General features: G+C 70.8%; 18 protein-coding genes. 8 read left to right on the plus strand and 10 right to left on the minus strand.

Annotation, left to right across the window (positions count from 1 at the left end; all coding sequences use genetic code 11):
• Position 1: 1 nt before the first annotated feature.
• On the minus strand, positions 2 to 460 hold the full coding sequence (locus ACIBI5_RS07930) for a universal stress protein (protein ID WP_397244367.1): 459 nt from the start codon (positions 458 to 460) through the stop codon (positions 2 to 4).
• Between the two features lie 100 nt (positions 461 to 560).
• Between ACIBI5_RS07930 and ACIBI5_RS07935 the strand changes: the two genes are divergently transcribed.
• The gene (locus tag ACIBI5_RS07935; protein WP_397244369.1) at positions 561 to 710 is read left to right on the plus strand and encodes a hypothetical protein; all 150 of its coding nucleotides are present in this window, start codon (positions 561 to 563) and stop codon (positions 708 to 710) included.
• Here ACIBI5_RS07935 and ACIBI5_RS07940 read toward each other — a convergent pair.
• The 3 genes from ACIBI5_RS07940 to ACIBI5_RS07950 form a co-directional block, all read right to left on the minus strand.
• Positions 671 to 1,306, minus strand: coding sequence for a DUF998 domain-containing protein (locus ACIBI5_RS07940; RefSeq protein WP_397244371.1), 636 nt, complete (start codon positions 1,304 to 1,306; stop codon positions 671 to 673). The genes ACIBI5_RS07935 and ACIBI5_RS07940 overlap by 40 nt on opposite strands.
• Before the next feature lie 147 nt (positions 1,307 to 1,453).
• Positions 1,454 to 2,605 carry a low temperature requirement protein A gene (locus ACIBI5_RS07945; RefSeq protein WP_397244373.1) on the minus strand — a complete coding sequence of 384 codons (1,152 nt, stop codon included), beginning with the start codon at positions 2,603 to 2,605 and terminating at the stop codon, positions 1,454 to 1,456.
• Positions 2,606 to 2,634: 29 nt separating this feature from the next.
• Positions 2,635 to 3,555 (minus strand): anti-sigma factor RsbA family regulatory protein, encoded by a 921-nt coding sequence (locus tag ACIBI5_RS07950; protein WP_397244375.1) that lies wholly within the window; start codon positions 3,553 to 3,555, stop codon positions 2,635 to 2,637.
• Between the two features lie 180 nt (positions 3,556 to 3,735).
• Between ACIBI5_RS07950 and ACIBI5_RS07955 the strand changes: the two genes are divergently transcribed.
• Positions 3,736 to 4,284 (plus strand): DUF1707 domain-containing protein, encoded by a 549-nt coding sequence (locus ACIBI5_RS07955; RefSeq protein WP_397244377.1) that lies wholly within the window; start codon positions 3,736 to 3,738, stop codon positions 4,282 to 4,284.
• Here ACIBI5_RS07955 and ACIBI5_RS07960 read toward each other — a convergent pair.
• The 4 genes from ACIBI5_RS07960 to ACIBI5_RS07975 form a co-directional block, all read right to left on the minus strand.
• On the minus strand, positions 4,254 to 5,357 hold the full coding sequence (locus ACIBI5_RS07960) for an aromatic ring-hydroxylating dioxygenase subunit alpha (RefSeq protein ID WP_397244379.1): 1,104 nt from the start codon (positions 5,355 to 5,357) through the stop codon (positions 4,254 to 4,256). The two genes, ACIBI5_RS07955 and ACIBI5_RS07960, sit on opposite strands and share 31 nt — an antisense overlap.
• Before the next feature lie 74 nt (positions 5,358 to 5,431).
• Positions 5,432 to 5,842: a hypothetical protein gene (locus tag ACIBI5_RS07965; protein ID WP_397244381.1), complete on the minus strand. Its 411-nt coding sequence runs from the start codon at positions 5,840 to 5,842 to the stop codon at positions 5,432 to 5,434.
• Positions 5,839 to 6,387, minus strand: coding sequence for a hypothetical protein (locus tag ACIBI5_RS07970; RefSeq protein WP_397244383.1), 549 nt, complete (start codon positions 6,385 to 6,387; stop codon positions 5,839 to 5,841). The genes ACIBI5_RS07965 and ACIBI5_RS07970 overlap by 4 nt, the downstream gene beginning before the upstream one ends.
• Before the next feature lie 56 nt (positions 6,388 to 6,443).
• Positions 6,444 to 7,796 carry an APC family permease gene (locus ACIBI5_RS07975; protein ID WP_397244385.1) on the minus strand — a complete coding sequence of 451 codons (1,353 nt, stop codon included), beginning with the start codon at positions 7,794 to 7,796 and terminating at the stop codon, positions 6,444 to 6,446.
• Positions 7,797 to 7,905: 109 nt separating this feature from the next.
• Here ACIBI5_RS07975 and ACIBI5_RS07980 point away from each other — a divergent pair, with 109 nt between their 5' ends.
• The 3 genes from ACIBI5_RS07980 to ACIBI5_RS07990 all read left to right on the plus strand — a co-directional run bounded on the left by ACIBI5_RS07980 (position 7,906) and on the right by ACIBI5_RS07990 (position 10,848).
• Positions 7,906 to 8,286 carry a hypothetical protein gene (locus tag ACIBI5_RS07980; protein ID WP_397244387.1) on the plus strand — a complete coding sequence of 127 codons (381 nt, stop codon included), beginning with the start codon at positions 7,906 to 7,908 and terminating at the stop codon, positions 8,284 to 8,286.
• Positions 8,287 to 8,370: 84 nt separating this feature from the next.
• On the plus strand, positions 8,371 to 9,819 hold the full coding sequence (locus ACIBI5_RS07985) for a DUF2079 domain-containing protein (RefSeq protein ID WP_397244389.1): 1,449 nt from the start codon (positions 8,371 to 8,373) through the stop codon (positions 9,817 to 9,819).
• A 240-nt stretch (positions 9,820 to 10,059) separates the two neighbouring features.
• On the plus strand, positions 10,060 to 10,848 hold the full coding sequence (locus tag ACIBI5_RS07990; protein ID WP_397244391.1) for an NAD-dependent epimerase/dehydratase family protein: 789 nt from the start codon (positions 10,060 to 10,062) through the stop codon (positions 10,846 to 10,848).
• A 10-nt stretch (positions 10,849 to 10,858) separates the two neighbouring features.
• On the opposite strand, the gene ACIBI5_RS07995 is transcribed toward ACIBI5_RS07990, so the two are convergent.
• On the minus strand, positions 10,859 to 11,944 hold the full coding sequence (locus ACIBI5_RS07995; protein ID WP_397244393.1) for a glycosyltransferase family 4 protein: 1,086 nt from the start codon (positions 11,942 to 11,944) through the stop codon (positions 10,859 to 10,861).
• Between the two features lie 39 nt (positions 11,945 to 11,983).
• Here ACIBI5_RS07995 and ACIBI5_RS08000 point away from each other — a divergent pair, with 39 nt between their 5' ends.
• The 3 genes from ACIBI5_RS08000 (at position 11,984) to ACIBI5_RS08010 (ending at position 17,286) form a co-directional block, all read left to right on the plus strand.
• Positions 11,984 to 12,802 carry a PIG-L deacetylase family protein gene (locus ACIBI5_RS08000; protein WP_397244395.1) on the plus strand — a complete coding sequence of 273 codons (819 nt, stop codon included), beginning with the start codon at positions 11,984 to 11,986 and terminating at the stop codon, positions 12,800 to 12,802.
• Positions 12,802 to 13,854 carry a YbhN family protein gene (locus tag ACIBI5_RS08005; RefSeq protein ID WP_397244397.1) on the plus strand — a complete coding sequence of 351 codons (1,053 nt, stop codon included), beginning with the start codon at positions 12,802 to 12,804 and terminating at the stop codon, positions 13,852 to 13,854. Before ACIBI5_RS08000 ends, ACIBI5_RS08005 begins: the two co-directional genes overlap by 1 nt.
• A 63-nt stretch (positions 13,855 to 13,917) precedes the next feature.
• Positions 13,918 to 17,286 (plus strand): BTAD domain-containing putative transcriptional regulator, encoded by a 3,369-nt coding sequence (locus ACIBI5_RS08010; protein ID WP_397244399.1) that lies wholly within the window; start codon positions 13,918 to 13,920, stop codon positions 17,284 to 17,286.
• Here the strand turns inward: ACIBI5_RS08010 and ACIBI5_RS08015 are convergent.
• A complete protein-coding gene (locus tag ACIBI5_RS08015; RefSeq protein ID WP_397244401.1) occupies positions 17,255 to 17,758 on the minus strand; it encodes a hypothetical protein in 504 nt (167 codons plus the stop codon). The two genes, ACIBI5_RS08010 and ACIBI5_RS08015, sit on opposite strands and share 32 nt — an antisense overlap.
• Between the last annotated feature and the right edge of the window lie 25 nt (positions 17,759 to 17,783).

Below are 17,783 nucleotides of genomic sequence, written 5' to 3' on the forward strand. Positions count from 1 at the left end.
GCTACTCCTCCCGCTCCGGCGCCGGCACGACCAGCACGGGCCGGCTCGCGTGGTGCAGCACCCGGTCGGAGGTGCTCCCGAGCAGGAGGGACTTCACCCCGCCGAGCCCCCGGGTGCCGGTGACGATGAGGGCGGCGTCGAGCTCGTCGGCCACGTCCACGATCGTCGACCACACCGCCACGCCGTCCAGCTCGCACCTGGCCGTGGCCTCGAAGCCGGCCTTCCTGGCCAGCTCGGCCCCCTGCTCGGACAGCTTCCGCATGGCGTCACCGACCGCCTGGTCCTCAGCGGCGGAGAACTCGGGGGCCATGACCATGCCCACGGAGGCGCGGGCGGCGCTCATGGCGAGGCGTTCCCAGACGGTGAGCACGACGGCGTTCTCACTCTTGAGCGACCGGCCGGCGAAGGAGATCGCCGCCTTGGCGTCGTCCGAACCGTCGTACGCGATCAGAATCGTCATTTCGGCCATCCCAAAGTAGGAGTCACTGATCTCCTCCTGCCCCGATTCATACCCGGGAATCAGGTAGCCGGTCCGATATGACAGTGACAGGCTCCAGGTCGTGCCCCCGGCCGACAAGCGCGACGACGCCGGCGAGTCCGGCGCGTACATGCTGCCGATCGCCGACGTCGTCAACGGTGAGCTGAAGGTGGTGCCGCGGGCGGTGATGTCCTACGCCAAGATGGACGAGCGCGCGCCCTGGGAGCGCTGACGGCGGCGTCCCTTGGCCAGCATCGAGAACCCGATCAGGGCCAGCACCGCCAGCTCCGACACCACGACCACCCGCTGGGTGAGCCCGGCGGGGATGTCCGCGTTGTCCAGCGGGATGCCGAACATGCGCACCACGTAGGGCACGACCACCAGAAGCAGGGCGCCCAGTGCGACGCCGCACAGGACCTTCATGGCCGGGGCGTACCGCATGCGCGCCCTGACCAGCAGCATGCCCGCGAGCGGCATGGCCAGGAAGGCGGCGAAGGCGGCGTACCTGTGAATGCCGCCCGACAGCGACAGCGGGACCCCGGGACGGTCGGTCGGGAAGGCGCCGATGAGGAACATGCAGGTCCCCCAGGCCACCAGCAGCCAGACGACCCGGCGGTCGGTGCCCGAACGGCGCAGCGCCTCGGCGATGAGCGCCGAGCCGAGCGCGAACAGGGTCAGCGAGGCGGGCAGCATCCAGCCGCCCGATGCCCACGCGTATTCGCTGATCACGCTGTGGAACGGGTCGAGCCCTGCCTCGGCGTGCAAGGTGAGCATGGCGCCGCTTCCGGTGCCGATGGCCGCGAATCCGCTGACGAGCAATCCCTTCATGCCTCAAAGGTCGTGGAATGCGGCTTTCGCGAGTATCCGAGATCGACCCTAAGCAGCCCTGATCGGCCCCCTACTACCTTGGTCGGGGCTCCCCCCGAAAGACGCCTCTGACCTGCGGGGAGACAGACCCTGGTAGGGCCTGCCTCCTCAGGGTCGGGCCCGCCCGCGCCACCGGCCGGCCTCGGTGAGGACCACCAGCGCCGCGCACACCACGGCCATCACCGGCACCGGCTGCGGGGTCAGCGGCGCCAGCAGGACCAGCGCGGTCGCGGCCAGGAAGGCGGCCGTGTCGGCTCCGCCGTAACGGTGCGGGCGCAGGTGCAGCAGCCAGACCATGAACAGGAACAGGGCCACCGGCACCGCGACCGCGTATCCGGCGGCGACGGCCGGGATGTGGGCCTTGCCGGTCAGATGGTCCAGGCTGACCTCGATGCCCGAGCTCAGCGCGCCGATGCCGGCGAAGATCAGGTAGTGGCCGTAGCCCCACGGGATGGCGCGCCGGTTGGAGGTGAGCAGGTCGGCGGTCGGCGGGGCGAAGTAGATCCACCACAGCGCGAAGACGATCACCAGCGCGGAGACCGCCAGCACGATCAGCCCGGACTGGATCCCGTGCTCGCGGCCGGCCTCCTGCACCGCGATGGTCGCGGCGAGCACGTTCTCGCCCATCATGATCAGCGTGAAGAGCCCGTAGCGCTCGGCGATGTGGTGCGGGTGCCACGGTGTACGGCCGGCCGTCTCGGCCCACACCGGCACCGCCAGCTCGGCCAGGGCGCACACCACGAACCCGGCCAGGCGCCACTCCTGCGGCACGAACAGCAGCACGATCCACGTCAGCTGCACCGCGCAGATCCCGGCCGCGTACCGCAGCGCGGTGCGCCGCCCCTCCGGGTGCCCGGCCGCGGCGCGCAGCCACTGCGAGGCCATGGCGAGCCGCATGATCACGTATCCGAGCACGAACAGGCTGATGTCGCCGTCCTGGAAGGCCCTCGGCACGCCCGCGGCCAGTACCAGCACGCCCGACATCTGCACGAGCGTGGTGATCCGGTACCACCAGTCGTCCACGTCGTACGCGGAGGCGAACCAGGTGTAGTTCATCCACGCCCACCAGACGGCGAAGAAGCACGTCAGGTAGCCGCTCAGCCCCTGAGCCAGGTGCCCTTCGGAGAGCGCGTGGTGCAGTTGGCTCCCGGCGAAGGAGACGGCGACCACGAAGCACAGGTCGAAGAAGAGCTCCAGCGGGGTCGCCACGCGGTGCGACTCGGCGGTGTCGCGCGGGCGCATCGGGCGCAGGCCGTTCATGAGTCGGGTCTACCCCCGCCAGGACACGATCAGGTCATGGCGAAGTATGTGCGCACCACAGTGCCGCCCGCCCACGTGTGGACCCTGACCAGGTCGCTGAGCAGGTTGACGATGAGCAGCCCGCGTGAGCCCGCCATGCGCGGGTCGACCGGGCGGCGGCCGGCCAGCGGGTCGGTGATGTGGCCGGCGTCGGTGACCTCGCACACCAGGTGGCCGTTCTCGGTCCAGATGCGGACCAGGCCGGAGCCGCCGCCGTGGTCGAGGCTGTTGGCGCCGAGCTCGGCGATCACCAGCCGCACGTCGTCGAGGCGGGTGCCGGTGAAGCCGGCCAGCGCGGCCTGGGAGGCGGCCAGCGCGCGGGCGGCGCCGAGGTTGGTGCTGTCGAAGCGGAGCGAGATCGGCTCGATCGGCTCGGGGAAGGGCCGGTTGTGCCAGGTGATGACCAGCTCGGGCGCGTAGGCGTCGCTGTGGCGCTCGCCGCCGGTCTCGCGCACCACCGGGTGGGTGCGCTCGGCCTCGCTCAGCACGCCGGGCGCCAGCCGTTCCGCGTCGTAGGGGCACAGGATCGTGGCCTGGCGGCCGACGAAGGCGTAGTTGATCAGCGCCTCGTGCTGGGCGCAGGCGGGGTACTCGACGGAGGAGCGGCCCGGCCAGACGGGCTCGCCGACGATCCGCACCCGCTCGCCGTCGTGGCGGTCGGCGAAGTCGATCAGCACCGCCGGGATGATCCGGCCGGGGTTGCGCCCGGCGTCGGCCATGTCCACGAGCATGATCCGCTCGGCGTCCGCGGCCAGGGCGGGGACGAGGACGGCCAGCCGTTCCGCGGGGACGGCGACCGCGACCGGCTCCATGCTCGCCAGCCCTTCGCGCACGAACGAGGTGATGGCAGCGACGTACTCCCGGTCGCCCCGATAGAAGAGGGCCGGGTGCGCGAACGGGTCCGCCAGCATCAAGCCACACGTTACTCCGCGCGGATGACTTCAAGGCTTCCTGATGGGTATCTCTCCGGTGTGAAGAGAATCCAGGTCGTGCGGCGCCCCCACCTCCCGCGCCGGCCGCTTCCCCTCGATCTGCGTACGCCCTCGGGAAGGAAACTCCCGTTCTGAGGACTGCGAACCTATGCTCGAACCATGTCGGAATTGCACGTGCGCGTCGCCGACGAGGATCGGGATCGCACCGCCCAGCAGTTGCAACACGCCTTCGCCGAGGGCCGCCTCACCCCCGCCGAACTGGACGAACGCCTGAGCCTCGTCTTCTCCGGCCGGACCTACGGCGACCTGCTCGCGGTCGTCTCGGATCTGCCCGCGCCGCACATCGCCGAAGAGACCGTCCACCTGGAGACGAAGAACGGCCACGTGAAGCGCTCCGGTGACTGGGACGTGCCGCGCCACCTGCGCGTCACGTCCAAGTACGGCAGCGTCGACCTCGACTTCTCCGAGGCGGTCGTGTCCCATCCCGTAGTGGACATCGTCTTCGATCTCACGTACGGCTCCGCCAGCGTCGTGTTGCCGCCCGGCGCCTCGGCCAACGTGGACGGCTTCGCCAACCAGTGGGGCTCGACCTCCTCCGACGTCCCCAGCCGGCCGCGTCCCGGCGTACCGCACCTCAGGATCAGCGGCGAGAGCAAGTACGGCGCGCTGCGCGTGCGTTATCCGCGCAAGCGATGGTTCACCCACTGATGGAAGGCGGAGATGTGGTGCTCGCTGGGCACCAGCACGCCGCCCGCGCGGTAGGCGCGTGAGGACATGCCGGGCTGGGTCCGTTCGCAGGCGTCGAAGTCCTGCTCGTTGACCCGGTGGAAGAGCTCGACGGAGTGCGTGAGGTCGGCGCCAGCGGCCACCACGTCGGGATGGTAGAGCCAGTCGCACTCCACGACCGTGCGGTCGGCGGCCAGCGGGAACATCCTGTGCATGATCACGTGGTCCGGCACGAGGTTGATGAAGACCTGCGGCTTGACGGTGATCGCGTAGTAGCGCCGGTCCTGCTCGTCGGAGACGCCGGGCAGCTTGCCGAAGCCCGCCCTGCCGTCGACGGTGAACCCCTCGACGCGCTCGGCGAACTCCGCGCCGTGGCCGACGTAGTACTGGGCCGCGTAGCCCCCGGCGAACTCGGGCAGCACCGCGGTCAGCTCCGGGTGGATGGTGGCGCAGTGGTAGCACTCCATGAAGTTCTCGACGATGAGCTTCCAGTTCGCCTGTACGTCGTAGACGATGCGGCGGCCGAGTGCCAGCTTGTCGACGTGGTAGTGCTCGATCGCGGCGGGGTCACCGAGCCGTTCCGTGGCGGCGCCGGTGACCGTCTCCTCGAAGGAGGGCGGGTCGGCGGCCAGGCACAGCCAGGCGTAGCCGAGCCATTCGCGCAGGTGGACGGGGATCAGGCCGTACTCGACCCGGTCGATGTCCGGCATCTTGACGAGGTTGGGCGCGGCCACGAGTTTGCCGTCGAGGTCGTAGGACCAGGCGTGGTAGACGCAGCGGATGGTCCGCTTGACCTCGCCTTCCGGCTCGGCGCACAGTTGCGCGCCCCGGTGCCGGCAGACGTTGAGGAAGGCGCGTAAGACGCCGTCGCGGCCGCGCACGACGATCACGCTCTCCCTGCCGATCCTGACGGTCCTGAAGGCGCCGGGTCGCGGGAGTTCGTCGGTCCTGACCGCGCAGAACCAGAGGTCTTCGAAGATCTTCTCCTGTTCCTCGCGGAAGATCTCGGGGTCGGTGTAGGAGCGGCCGGGAAGGGTGGAGACCAGACTCGACATGTTCACCCGCTTGTTGCGTATTACGCGACGAGTTGCTCTATATGCGACATCGTCGGGTCGGGTTCGCGAGCCTGTCAATAGGTGATCCGCCGGCGCAGGCGGGAGAGCAGCGGATAGAGCAGGCCGAGGCCGATCAGGACCAGCGCGAAGGTCAGGATCCACTCGTTGGAGCCGCCCTCGGTGTAGACCTGCGCGGGGCGGCCCACGTCGACGGCTCTGAGGGCCTGGCCCGGGGCCATGGTGTCGCGGGCGCTGCCGTACAGGGAGACCTCGCGCGCGCCCGCGGCGGTGGCGAACCGCCCGTACCACGCGCAGGCCTCGTGACCGCCCGGATGCGTCACGCACGACAGGCGGCTCGCCGTGAACGTGCCCCAGGTTCCCTCGGCCCGCGCGGCGCGCACGACGGGCCCGAGGTTGGGGACGGCGAGCGCCAGGAGCAGCGCGGCGGTCACCGTCGCCACGACGACGGTGAAACGGCTGTTCACGCCCGCGCGCACGAGCAGGACATGCGCGCCCGCTCCTCCTTGTTCGGCCGGGCGTGCAGGATCATGGCGATCACCATCGGGGCGAAGACCACCGTGTTGTAGAACAGGTGCAGCTCCACACGGGGGAAGAGCAGCTGCGCCACGCTCGTCTGCACCGGCCGGCCCGCCAGGAACCAGCCCGACTGCACCTGGATGAGCAGCAGCAGGTGCTCGACGTGGTGCCAGATCTGGATGCCGAGGGCGATGTTCCACCACAGCCGGGCGCGCCCGGTGAAGCCCTTGCGGAGCACCCAGAGCGCCACGAGCATGATCAGCGCGTAGCCGTAGTGCAGCGCCTCCGAGGTGACCAGCCAGGGGAAGAACTGCCCCAGCACTCCCCTGGCCTCGGGCACCGGCCAGCCCAGCACCCAGATCTGCACGGCCTGCACGATGTGCTCGGCCCAGTGCGCGAGCACGACGAGCAGGAACACGTTCAGCGCGGTCCGGTGACGGGGACCGTTGAGCGTCCCGGTCAGGCCCGTGGACATCGGTATGGCGGTCATCATCCCTCCAACGCGTGGACAGCCGCACCTGTTGTACGGCCCGCCCACGCGTCAGGGATTCAGTCGCTCGGGGTGATCTTCGTCGGATCCACCTTGGTGACCCGGCCCACGAAGATCCAGTTGATGCCCCAGAGGATGACGCCCAGCACGATGAGGGCCGCCGCGCGCAGATAGATGTCGGCCGACCTGCCGGTCAGCGGCAGCGCCAGGAACAGGCAGACCACGGCCCCGAGCACCGGCGCCCAGGTCGGGGCCCGATAGTGGTCGTGGCCGACGTCCTCCTTGCGCAGGATCAGCACGCAGATGTTGACCAGCGCGAACACCAGCAGCAACAACAGCACGGTGGTGTCGGCCAGCGGCGCCACGTCGCCCGTCGAGACCAGGATCGCGGCGATGGCGATCGTGAACACGATGGCGATCCACGGTGTCGACCGGGTCGGATGAACCGTGCCGAAGAACGGGGGGATGATGCGCTGGCGGGCCATGCCGTACACGAGCCTGGAGGCCATCAGCATGTTGATCAGCGCGGTGTTGCCGACGGCGAGCAGCGCGATCAGCGCGAAGAGCTTGGGCGGGAAGGCCAGCCCCGCGACCTTGACCACCTCCAGCAGCGGGCCGGAGGAGTCCATCAGCGTCTTGGTGTCGACGAGCATGGTCGCCGTGAACGCCACCGCCATGTAGATCACCGCGGCCACGATCAGGCCGCCGAACAGGGCGCGGGGGAAGTCCTTCTGCGGGTTCTTGGCCTCCTCGGCCAGGTTGACCGAGTCCTCGAAACCGAGCAGGGCGTAGAAGGCCAGCGCGGTGCCGCCGAGGATGCCGAGGAACGCGCCGTTGGCCGGGTGGAACTCGATCGCCCTGGCCGGCTCGCCGTCCCCGGTGAAGAGCGCGAAGATGCCGATGGCCACGATCACCAGCAGGCCGAACGCCTCGATGATGGTCAGGGCCACGTTCACCTTGACGGACTCCGAAATTCCGGCGAAGTTCACCAGAGCCACCAGGCCCAGGAAGATGAACGCGCCGACCAGCACCGGCAGCGTCACGAACTCGGCCAGGTAGCGACCGCCGAAGGCCCTGGCCGCCGCGCTCGCCGAGGTGATGCCGCTCATCATGACGGTGAACGCCACGATGAAGGTGACGAACGGGATGCCGAACGCCTTATTGACATACAGCGCCGCTCCGGCCGCCTGCGGGTACTTGCCGACCAGTTCGGCGTAGGCGGTCGCGGTCAGCGCGGCGAGGACGAACGCCACCAGGAACGGCAGCCACAGCGCCCCTCCGACATGCCCGGCGACCTTCCCGACCAGCGCATATATGCCCGCGCCGAGAATGTCGCCGACGACGAACAGCAGCAGGACCCGGCGGCCGATGACCCGCTTCAGTGAGTGTTGTTCTACCTGACCAGTGCTCATGACCTTGGACTACCCAGGTCTGTCACCACTGATGTTGGCAATGTGCAAGCGAGATTCAAGGAATGGTCCATAATGTCCCTTCGTCTCTACACCTACGAAGGGCACAACCATGACTTCCTCCCGCCGTCGCATCGCCATCACGATCGCGACGCTGACTCTTGCCGGACTGACCACCGCCTGTGGTGGCCTGGGCAACGCGGTCGACTGCGCCAGCATGAGCGCCGACCTCAACAAGATCACCCAGGAGTTCACCACCTCGATGACCAGCGCGGGCACGGACATCAAGGCGATCGAGACCGCGAGCACCGACGCGGCCGGCAAGATCAAGACCCTGGCCGGCAAGCACGACGGCGACCTCGCCAGCGCGCTGAACGACCTGGCCGCCGTCTTCGAGGGCATCAAGGTCGACGAGAAGAACCCGGCCTCCGCCACCGAGGCCCTGGGCAAGATCCCCGACATTCAGGCGAAGGTCCAGAAGGCCTGCGGCTGACCTTTGAGCCCACGGCCGCCGCTCCGCCTGTGGGGGGCAGCGCGGCGCGGCGGCCGTGACGCACAAGCACTACTCTTGCTGTCCGTGACGGCGGAGACCATGGCGGCGGAAACCGTGACGACACCCGGCCGCCGCCTTCCGCGGCACCGCTACCGCGTCGGGCTGCTCGCCCTGGTGGCCGCGGCGGCGTACTCCGTGATCGGGCTGGTGAAGCTGATCACGTTCAGGGCGAGTACCTACGATCTGGTCATCGTCGACCAGGCGGTGCGCAACTACTCGCGCTTCCGCCCGCCGTACATCCCCGTCGTGGGCGGCTGGCACGACCGGGGCATGGACTACCTCCAGATCGTCGACCACTTCTCGCCGATCTACGCGCTGCTGGCGCCGTTCTACTGGATCCACGACGGGCCCGGCTCGCTGATCGTCGCGCAGGCGCTGCTGTTCGCCGCGGCGATCCCGTTCCTGTGGCTGTTCACCCGGCGCGTGCTGGGGATCGGGCCCGCGTACCTGGTCTCCGTCGCCTACGCGCTGTCGTGGCCCGTGGCGCAGGCGATCGCGTTCGACGCGCACGAGGTCATGTTCGTGCCGGTGCTGACCGCCATCATGATCGAGCGCTACCAGGCCGGACGGTTTCTGCCCGCTTTCCTGGCGATGTTCGGGCTCCTCCTGGTCAAGGAGGACATGGGGCTGATGGTGATGGGGTTCGGCCTCTACCTTCTCGTCACCGGCGACCGCTTCCGCGGCATCTGCTGCACGGTGATCGGCGCGGCCGGGGTCATGCTCACCCGCGGCGCGATCATCCCCATGCTCGGCGGCGACACCTCCGACTTCTGGGCCTACAACCACCTCGGGCCCGACCTGCCCGGAGCGCTGCTCGGCATCCTGCGCGACCCGCTCGGGACGCTGCTGCTGCCCTTCAGCGCCGAGGCCAAGGTCGACACGTTGTTCCTGCTGGTGTGGCCGACGCTGCTGCTGTGCCTGCTGTCGCCGTTGTCGCTGATCGCGCTGCCGCACGTGCTGGAGCGCATGCTGTCGGACCGGGAGCTGTGGTGGCAGGCCGACTTCCAGTACAGCGCGTTCACGGTGATCATCCTGTTCTGCGCGGGGGTGGACGGTCTGGCCCGGCTGCAGCGGTGGCTGGGGCGCAAGGACCTCGCGGTGGTGTGGTCGGCGGCGGTGCTGGTGGTCGCGGTCACCCTCGTGCCCCGCTTCGCCCTCGACCAGCTCTACCACCCTGACTTCTACAAGGGCGACCAGGCCAAGATCGTGGCGGCTCGGGAGGCGGTGGCGAAGGTCCCGGACGGGGTGGTGGTCGAGGCGGCCAACAGCTTCGGGCCGGCGTTGACGGGGCGTACGACGGTGCTGTTGTGGACGGCCGAATCGCACAACGCGCCCTGGGTGGTCGCGGACACGACCCGCTGGGAGTTCCCCTTCGGCTCGGCCGACGACCAGCGCGCCCAGGTCGACGCCCTCCTCTCCCAGGGCTACACCCGCGTCTTCGACCGCGACGGCATTGTCGTTCTCCGCCGCTGATCTTCTGGCGTGCGGCGGGGTGTGCGGCCTCTCGACGTGCGGCTCCCTTTGCAGTTACGGCAAGCCGCCCCCACGCCACCCGCCGACGACGGCGGGCGCCGATCGTGGGGGTCGCTTCTCACGTCGGACGTGGTCCCCGCCGTCACGGCGATTGTGGGGCGAGCCATCACGGCGACCGTGCGGGAACCGTCACAGCGCCCGTGCGGGAAACTGTCGGTGGTGTCCGGCACACTCCTGCCCATGAGGCTGGGAAAAATCGTGCTGACCGGTGCCGCCGGACGGGTGGGGGCGGCGATCCGGGATGCCCTGCGGGCGCGGGCCGGGCAGCTGGTGCTGGTCGACCGGGTGCCCCTGGACGCGCGGGCGGGCAACGAGGAGGTCGTCACCACCGAGCTCGACGGCCTCGGCGCGGTCCTGGAGGTGGTCCGCGGCGCCGACGTGGTCGTCCACCTGTCCGGCATCCCCGACGAGGCGCCCCTGCCGGACCTGCTCCAAGCCAACGTGCTCGGCACCCACCACATCTTCGAAGCCGCCCGGCTGACCGGGGTGCCGCGGGTCGTGCTGGCCGGCAGCAACCGCCTGACCGGCCACTATCCCGCCGCGCGGACGCTCACCCCCGATCTCGCGCCGCGCCCCGACGGCCTCTACGGCGTCTCCAAGGCCGCCGTAGAGGCCCTGGCCCACCTCTACGCGGACAAGTTCGGCCTCCAGATCGTCAGCCTGCGGATCGGCAGCCTCGAACCCGAACCAGAGGACGCCCGCCATCTGGCCACCTGGCTCAGCCCCCGCGACTGCGCCGGCTACTTCGCCGCCGCCCTCACCGCCCCGGTCACCGGCTTCGTGGCCGGCTACGCGGTCTCGGCCAACGCCCGCCGCTTCTGGGAACTGCCCGACCTCGGCTACACCCCGCTGGACAACGCGGAAGCCTTCGCCGCCCGCATCCCCGGCGCCGACGATTTCTTCGTGGACGGCATGCCCCAGGGCGGTTCGTTCGCCGAGCCCGCCTACACCCTCCCGCACCTGCAATAAGCCCGAGCGGTCAGCCGATGGCCTGCCGGTACGCCCGGTCGAAGCCCTCCAGGACCGACTTCCAGGAACCGGCCGCCGGCTCGGTCGCGCGGTTGTGGGCGGCGATCGACTCGCGGAGCGTCGTGTCGGTGGTCAGGCGGGCGACGCAGCGGGCCAGGTCCGGTTCGTTGCGGGCCAGCAGTCCCTCCTCGCCGTGCCGGACGAAGTCGGCGACCCCGCTGCGTTCGCGGGCGACCACCGGCAGCCCCGCCGCCCTCGCCTCCAGGGCGGCGATGCCGAAGGACTCCAAGGGCGCGGGCGCCACGAACATGTCGGCCGAGGCCAGCAGCCTGGCGATCTCCTCACGGCTCTGGCGGCCGGGGAGCGTCACCCAGCTCGTCATGCCGTGCTGGGTCAGGTAGCGGTCCATGGAGCCTCTCGCCGGGCCGTCGCCGACGATCGTCGCGCGCATCGGGACGCCGGACGGAACCCGGGCACGGGCCGTGTTCAGGGCCTTCAGAAGCCGCACCGGGTGTTTGCGCGGAGCCAGCCGGCCCACCGCCACGATGTGGACCCCGTCCTTGCCCCCCTCGGCGGAGGGCAGGTCCGACGGCCGCCAGCCGGTCAGGTCAAGGCCGTTGGAGACCACGTGGACCGGTACCCCCCGGCCCGCGACCCGGCGGATCGGGACGGCGGCCGCGCTGCTCACGGTGGTGGCGACCACGCCCCAGCGGTGCCATTCGTACACGAGGCGGAGCAGGCGGTAGACGGCGCGGGTGCCCGGGTCCCACATGCTGTGGACGGTCACCACCACGGGCAGTCCGGCCCGCACGGCCGCGCGTACCCCCATCCAGGCGAACGGCGAGACCGCTCCCGTGTGCACGTGCACGACGTCGGGACGGGAGGAGGTGAGCAGGCGGGTGACATGTCCCACACCACGCGGGTGTACGGGCAGGTCGAAGGGCATTCTGGCGACGATCCTGCGCACGCCGTCGAGGGGTTCGCCGCGGGTGGCGGTGGCCACCTCGACCTCGTGGCCCGCCTCCCGCTGCTGGCGTACGAGGTCGGCCACCTGGACCTCGATCCCTCCGAGCCGCGGCAGGTAACAGTCACTCACGTGAAAGATCCGCACCTCTCCCAGACTAATCTGGGCCCTGTGCCAACAAAGCCACGCACAGCTGTGTTCTTCCACGCCCACCCCGATGACGAGGCCCTGCTGACGGCGGGCACCATGGCGATGCTCGCGGCCGAGGGGCACCGGGTGGTGCTGGTGGTGGCCACGGCGGGCGAGCGCGGGCTGGCGGAGATGGATCCGGGCGACGAGCTGGGCCAGACGCGGCTCAGGGAGCTCTACACCTCGGCCGCGCTGCTGGGCTGCGCCCGGGTGGAGTGCCTGGGCTACGGCGACTCGGGGCTGAGCCCCAAGGGCGGCGTCGCCGAGGAACGGCCGGACAACGCCTTCATCGACGCCGACTCCGACAAGGCGGCCAGGCAGCTGGCCGAGATCCTCAAGGACGAGGCGGCCGACCTGCTGGCGATCTACGATCCGGCCGGCGGGTACGGGCATCCGGACCACGTCCAGGTGCACCGGGTGGGCAGGCGCGCGGCGGAGATGGCGGGGACGGAGATCGTCCTGGAGGCGACGGTGAACCGCGATCCGTTGCTGAAGGCGCTCAAGCTGGCGGGGAAGGTATACCGGTTTCCGCCGGAGTTCGATCCCCGGACGTTCGAGAGCGCCTACACTGCGGGCGATCAGATCACCCATCGGGTGAACGTCAGGAAGTACACGAAGCAGAAGCGGGCGTCGATGGAGGCGCACGTCTCCCAGGCCAGCGGCGGCGACAGCGACCGTACTCTGGCCGTGATGCTGAAGATCCCCGGCCCTCTCTACCGCCTGGTGTTCGGAACCGAGTGGTTCGTCCGCAGGGACGTCCCCCCGGGCACCCGGCTCACCCACCCCTTCGAGCAGGTGTGATGAAGAACAAGTGGCTGCAGGTCACTCTGTCCGTGCTGTCCCTTGCTCTGGCGGTCACGCTGGTGGTCTACCTGCCGCAGATCGTGCAGACGCTGACCGGCAAGCCCGTCTCGTGGCGGGAGATCGGCGCGGAGTTCGGGCAGCTCGGCGCCGGCACCATCGCGCTGATGGCCGGGCTGTGGCTGCTGAGCCTGCTGGCCTACACGTTTGTGCTGACCAACTCGCAGCCCGGCCTCAGCAACCTGCAGGGCCTCACGCTCAACGCCGCGGGCAGCGCGGTCAGCAACCTGCTGCCGTTCGGCGGCGCCGCGGGCGTGGCGCTGACGTTCGCCATGTGCAAGGGCTGGGGGTTCGGCTACCGGTCGATCGTGGTGATGACGCTGGTCAGCGGCGTGTGGAACACGCTGTTCCGGTTCATCCTGCCCGCGGTCGGGATCATCGCGCTGCTGATGGCGGGCGAGGTGGTCAACACGACCGTGGAGCGGGCGGGCTGGGCGGGCGCGATCTCGATCCTGGTGCTCGTGGTCGTCGTGGCGGCGGCGCTGTACTGGGACCGCGCGGCGGTGCTCCTGGGCAAGGTGCTCGACGGGCTGGGCCGGCCGTTCAAGAAGGAGATCGCGCCGTCGTTCCACAAGCTGCGCGCCGACACCGCGGGGATCGTCAGGACGCGCTGGCCGGGGCTGTCGCTGGCGATGATCGCGTTCCTGGTGCTGCAGTGGGGGATCATGGTGGTCTGCATGCAGGCCACCGGCGCGTACCCCGGGCTGGCGCAGTCGATCGCGGTCTTCGCGCTGTCGCGGGTGCTCACCGCGGCGCTGATCACGCCGAGCGGCGCCGGGATCATGGAGGGCGGGGTGGTGCTCCTGCTCGTCTCCTTCGGCATCTCCACGGCTCCCGCGACCGCGACCGCACTGTTGTTCGGCTTCTGGACTTACACTATCGAGATCCCGTTCGGCGGCCTGGCCCTGGGCGCGTGGGCGCTCCTGCGCAGGCGCGACAGCCGCAACGGTGCCGCGAAATCCCCGTCCGAGAGCATGAAGGCCCCGCAGTGACCCTTCCAAACCCCTCAAAGACCTTGTGCGTGATTCGGAAGCGCGCATAGCGTGGCGGCTGACATGGTGGCGTTTCGAGTTCTGGGGCCAGTCGAGGCGTACGAAAACGACGAACTCGACCTCGGCGGGTTGCGGCAGCGAGCCGTCCTCGCCCGCTTGCTCGTGGCCAGGGGTCAGGTCGTTCCGGTCGACACCCTGCTCTACGACCTGTGGGCGGACGACACCGCCAAGGGCGCCCAGTCGGGCCTGCAGGTCTACATCTCCCGCCTGCGCCGCGTGCTGGAGCCCGGCCGTCCGCGCGGGGGTCCCAACCGGCTGCTGGTGACGGTCGCCTCCGGGTACGCGCTGCGCGTCGCGCCCGACCAGGTCGACGCGCTCCGCTTCGAGCAGCTGGTACGCAGCGCCGGAGAGCGGCTGGAGGGCGATGACCCCCAGTCGGCCAGGACGTTCCTGGAGAAGGCGCTCGGGCTGTGGCGCGGCACGCCGTACTCCGACTTCGCCGACCAGACGTGGGCGGAGGCCGAGGTGAACCGGCTGACCGAGCTGCGGCTGGTGGCGCGCGAGCGCCACGCCGACACCGGGCTGCGCCTCGGGCTCAACGCCGAGACCGTGCCCGACCTGGAGGCGATGACCACCGAGCATCCGCTGCGCGAGGAGGGGTGGCGGCTGCTGTCGCTGGGCCTGTACCGCAGCGGCCGGCAGGGCGACGCGCTGGCCGCGCTGCGCAGGGCCCGCGGCATCCTGGCCGACGAGCTCGGCATCGACCCCGGTCCCGCGCTGCGCAAGCTGGAGTCCGACATCCTCGCCCAGGCGCCCGGCCTGGAGCTGGTCCCGTCGGCCCGCCCGTCCCGCCCGGCGCAGCCGGTCAACGACACCTGGCCACCGCGCCCCGCCGCGCCCGTGGAGCCGCCGCCGCTGGAGCCGGAGCCGTTCGTCGGCCGCGACGCCGAGCTGACGAGGCTGACGCAGGCCGCCGCCCGCACGGGCCGCTTCCAGGTGGCGATCGTCACCGGCGTGGCGGGGGCGGGAAAGACCACGCTGCTGAGCCAGCTGGAGAGCAAGCTCGCCACCGACGGCTGGATCACCTCCTCCGGCGCCTGCCCCGACTCCACCGCCACCCCGCCCGGCTGGGCCTGGGTGGAGATCCTGCGCACGCTGGTCGGCGTGACCGGCGCCGGCGAGTACGCGCAACTGCTCGCGCCCCTGCTCGAAGACGCCGACCCCGATCCCGACGACGACGAGCTGTCCGGCGGCTTCCGCCTGCACCGCGCGGTCGGCGGCTACCTGGCCGGAGTGGCCCGCCGCTCCCCCGTGCTGCTCACCCTGGAAGACCTCCACTGGGCCGACGACCAGACGCTGGCGCTGCTGCGCGCGCTGCCGAGCCTGCTGGCCACCAGCCGGGTCATGCTCGTGGTCACCTGCAGGGAGAGCGAGCTGGACGACGGGCAGTCCGACGTGCTGGCCGCGCTGGCCAGGCTCGGCCCGGTCCGGGTGGGGCTGTCAGGGCTCGACCCGAAGGCGGTGGCCGAGCTGGTGCGGGCCACCTGCGTACGCGAGATCGACGAGGACGCGGTCGAGTCGATCGTCGAACGCACCGGCGGCAACCCGTTCTTCGTCCGCGAGACCGTGCGCCTGCTCGACTCCGAGGCCGCGGCGGCCGGTGAGACGACGACCACCGCGGTGCTGTCGCGGGTGCCGTCCGGCGTGCGGGACGTGCTGCGGCGGCGCATCTCGCGGCTGCCCGCCGAGGCGCAGCAGATCCTGCTGCAGGCGGCGGTGATCGGCCGCGACGTGGACATCGACGTGCTCATCGGGGTGGCCGGCGCGGAGGAGCCGGTGGTCGAGGCGGTCGAGGCGGCGCTGCTGGCCGGGCTCGTCACCGAACCGGGCCCCGGCATGCTGCGCTTCGACCACGACCTGGTGCGCGACACGATCTACTCCGACGCCTCACGGCTGCGCCGTACCCGGTTGCACGCGGCCGTCGCGAAGGAGATCGAGGAGCGCAGCCCCGCGGACGTGGCGGCGCTGGCCCACCACTACTTCCTCGCCGACGCCGCGGAGAAGGCGGTCCACTACGCCGGGCTGGCCGCCGAGCAGGCCGAGCGGCGCTTCGCGCACCGCGAGGCGGCGCGGCTGTGGGAGCAGGCGATCGCGGCCTTCGAACGCACCGGCGGCGACACCAAGGAACGTCTGCGGCTGATGCTGCGCCAGATCAAGGCCCTCGCGGTCTGCGGCGACATGACCGCGGCCAGGCTGCTGCGCCGCCAGGCGATGGACCTGGCGCTGCCGCTGCAGGACCTGGAGATCACCGCGCGGGTGGCGGCGTCGCTGGCGGTGCCGCACAAGGGAATGGCGCGCGACTTCACCCGCACCGCGTGGGAGATCGTCGACGTCACCGAGAAGGCGCTCATGGAGCTGCCCGAGGGTGAGCAGACGCTGCGCGCGAGCCTGCTGACCACGCTGGCGCTGGAGCTGGAGGGCTCCTCCTCTCCCGAGCGGGGCCGTCAGGCGTCGCTGGAGGCGCTGGAGCTGGCCCGGCAGAGCGGCGACCCGGCTCTGATCGCGGCGGCGCTGAGCGGGAGGCTGCGCCAGTCCTACGACATCCCCGCCGTCGACACGCGCGAGAGCATCGGACGCGAGCTGCTGGAGGTGGCGCAGCGCTCCGGCCAGATGGCCACGCAGGCGCTGGCCCACCTGGTGCTGCTGGAGTGCGCGGCGGCGCGCGGCGAGTTCGCGGCGGCCGACCAGCACGCGGCGGCGGCCGAGCGGCTGTCGAAGCAGTACGACCTGTCGGCCCCCGCCGCGGTCTGCGCCTGGTACTCCGGGCAACGGCTGATGATCTCCGGCGACTACGCGGGCGCCGAGCGCGCCTACCGCGACGCGGCGAGGATGACCGCCCGGGTCGGCATGCTCGAAGGCCGCCAGGACCTCCCGCTGATCACCACGTTCTGCCTGCGCCTGGTCGACGGGCGGGCGGCCGAGACGGTCGAGCTGCTGAGCGAGAAGCACCTGGGCGGCTCCAAGTGGACGCTCGACCCCTACGCGCTCGCGCTGGCCTCGGCCGGGCACATCTCCGACGCCAAGGCGGTGGCGGCCACGCGCCCGCCGGTGCGGCCCGACTTCCTGTACGAGCTGGCGATGACCTGGCGGGCCCTGGCCGGGATGCTGCTCGACGACCGTGCGCGGATGGTCGACTGCTACGACAAGCTCAAGCCGTTCGCCGACCGCGTCGCCGGCGCGGGCACGGGCGTCGTGGCGCTCTGGCCCGTGGCGCTGACGCTGGGAGATCTCGCGGTACGGCTCGGCCAGCCCGACGCCGCCCTCGACCACTACCGCAAGGCGCTGGAGGTGGCCGAGCGGGTCGGCGTGGCCCGCTGGGTGGAGGCGGCGCGGCGTTCGGTCAGCAACTCACTTGGAAACGGTCGCTCTTGATCGTCTTCTGACCCTGGACGGCGAACTCGACCCGGTACCAGCCGGGGTTGTCGGCGACCCTGGCCTGCCAGGAGATCGTACGCCGGGCGGCGCCGAACCCGGCGTGGTCGACCAGGTAGACGCTCCACCGCTTGGTGTACGGGCTCCAGCGCGACAGCTGCCAGCGGTAGAGCACGGTCTGCGCGGGATCGGGGTTGACCACGACGGTCCTGGCCAGGTAGACGCGGTCGCAGCCCTGCCCGCCGGACCTGGCGGTGACGGAGATGGCGCCGGGCGCGACGGCGGCGGTCTGTGAGGTGATCGGGACCTCGCGGGCCTGCAGCGTGATCGCCTGCTGGGGCCGCGGGGCGGACCTGGCCGCGTCGTAGGCGGTGACGCCCGCGTACGCGCCCGTGGCGGCCAAGGCGGCGACGAACAGCTTGACGGCGTTGGCCGATCCGGCGGTGAGCGCCGCTGTGGTTGCCTTGCTCATGGTCACCACTCCTTCGTTCTCACCC

Origin of the sequence: Nonomuraea sp. NPDC050540, assembly GCF_044457485.1 — a bacterium.
GTDB lineage: Bacteria > Actinomycetota > Actinomycetes > Streptosporangiales > Streptosporangiaceae > Nonomuraea.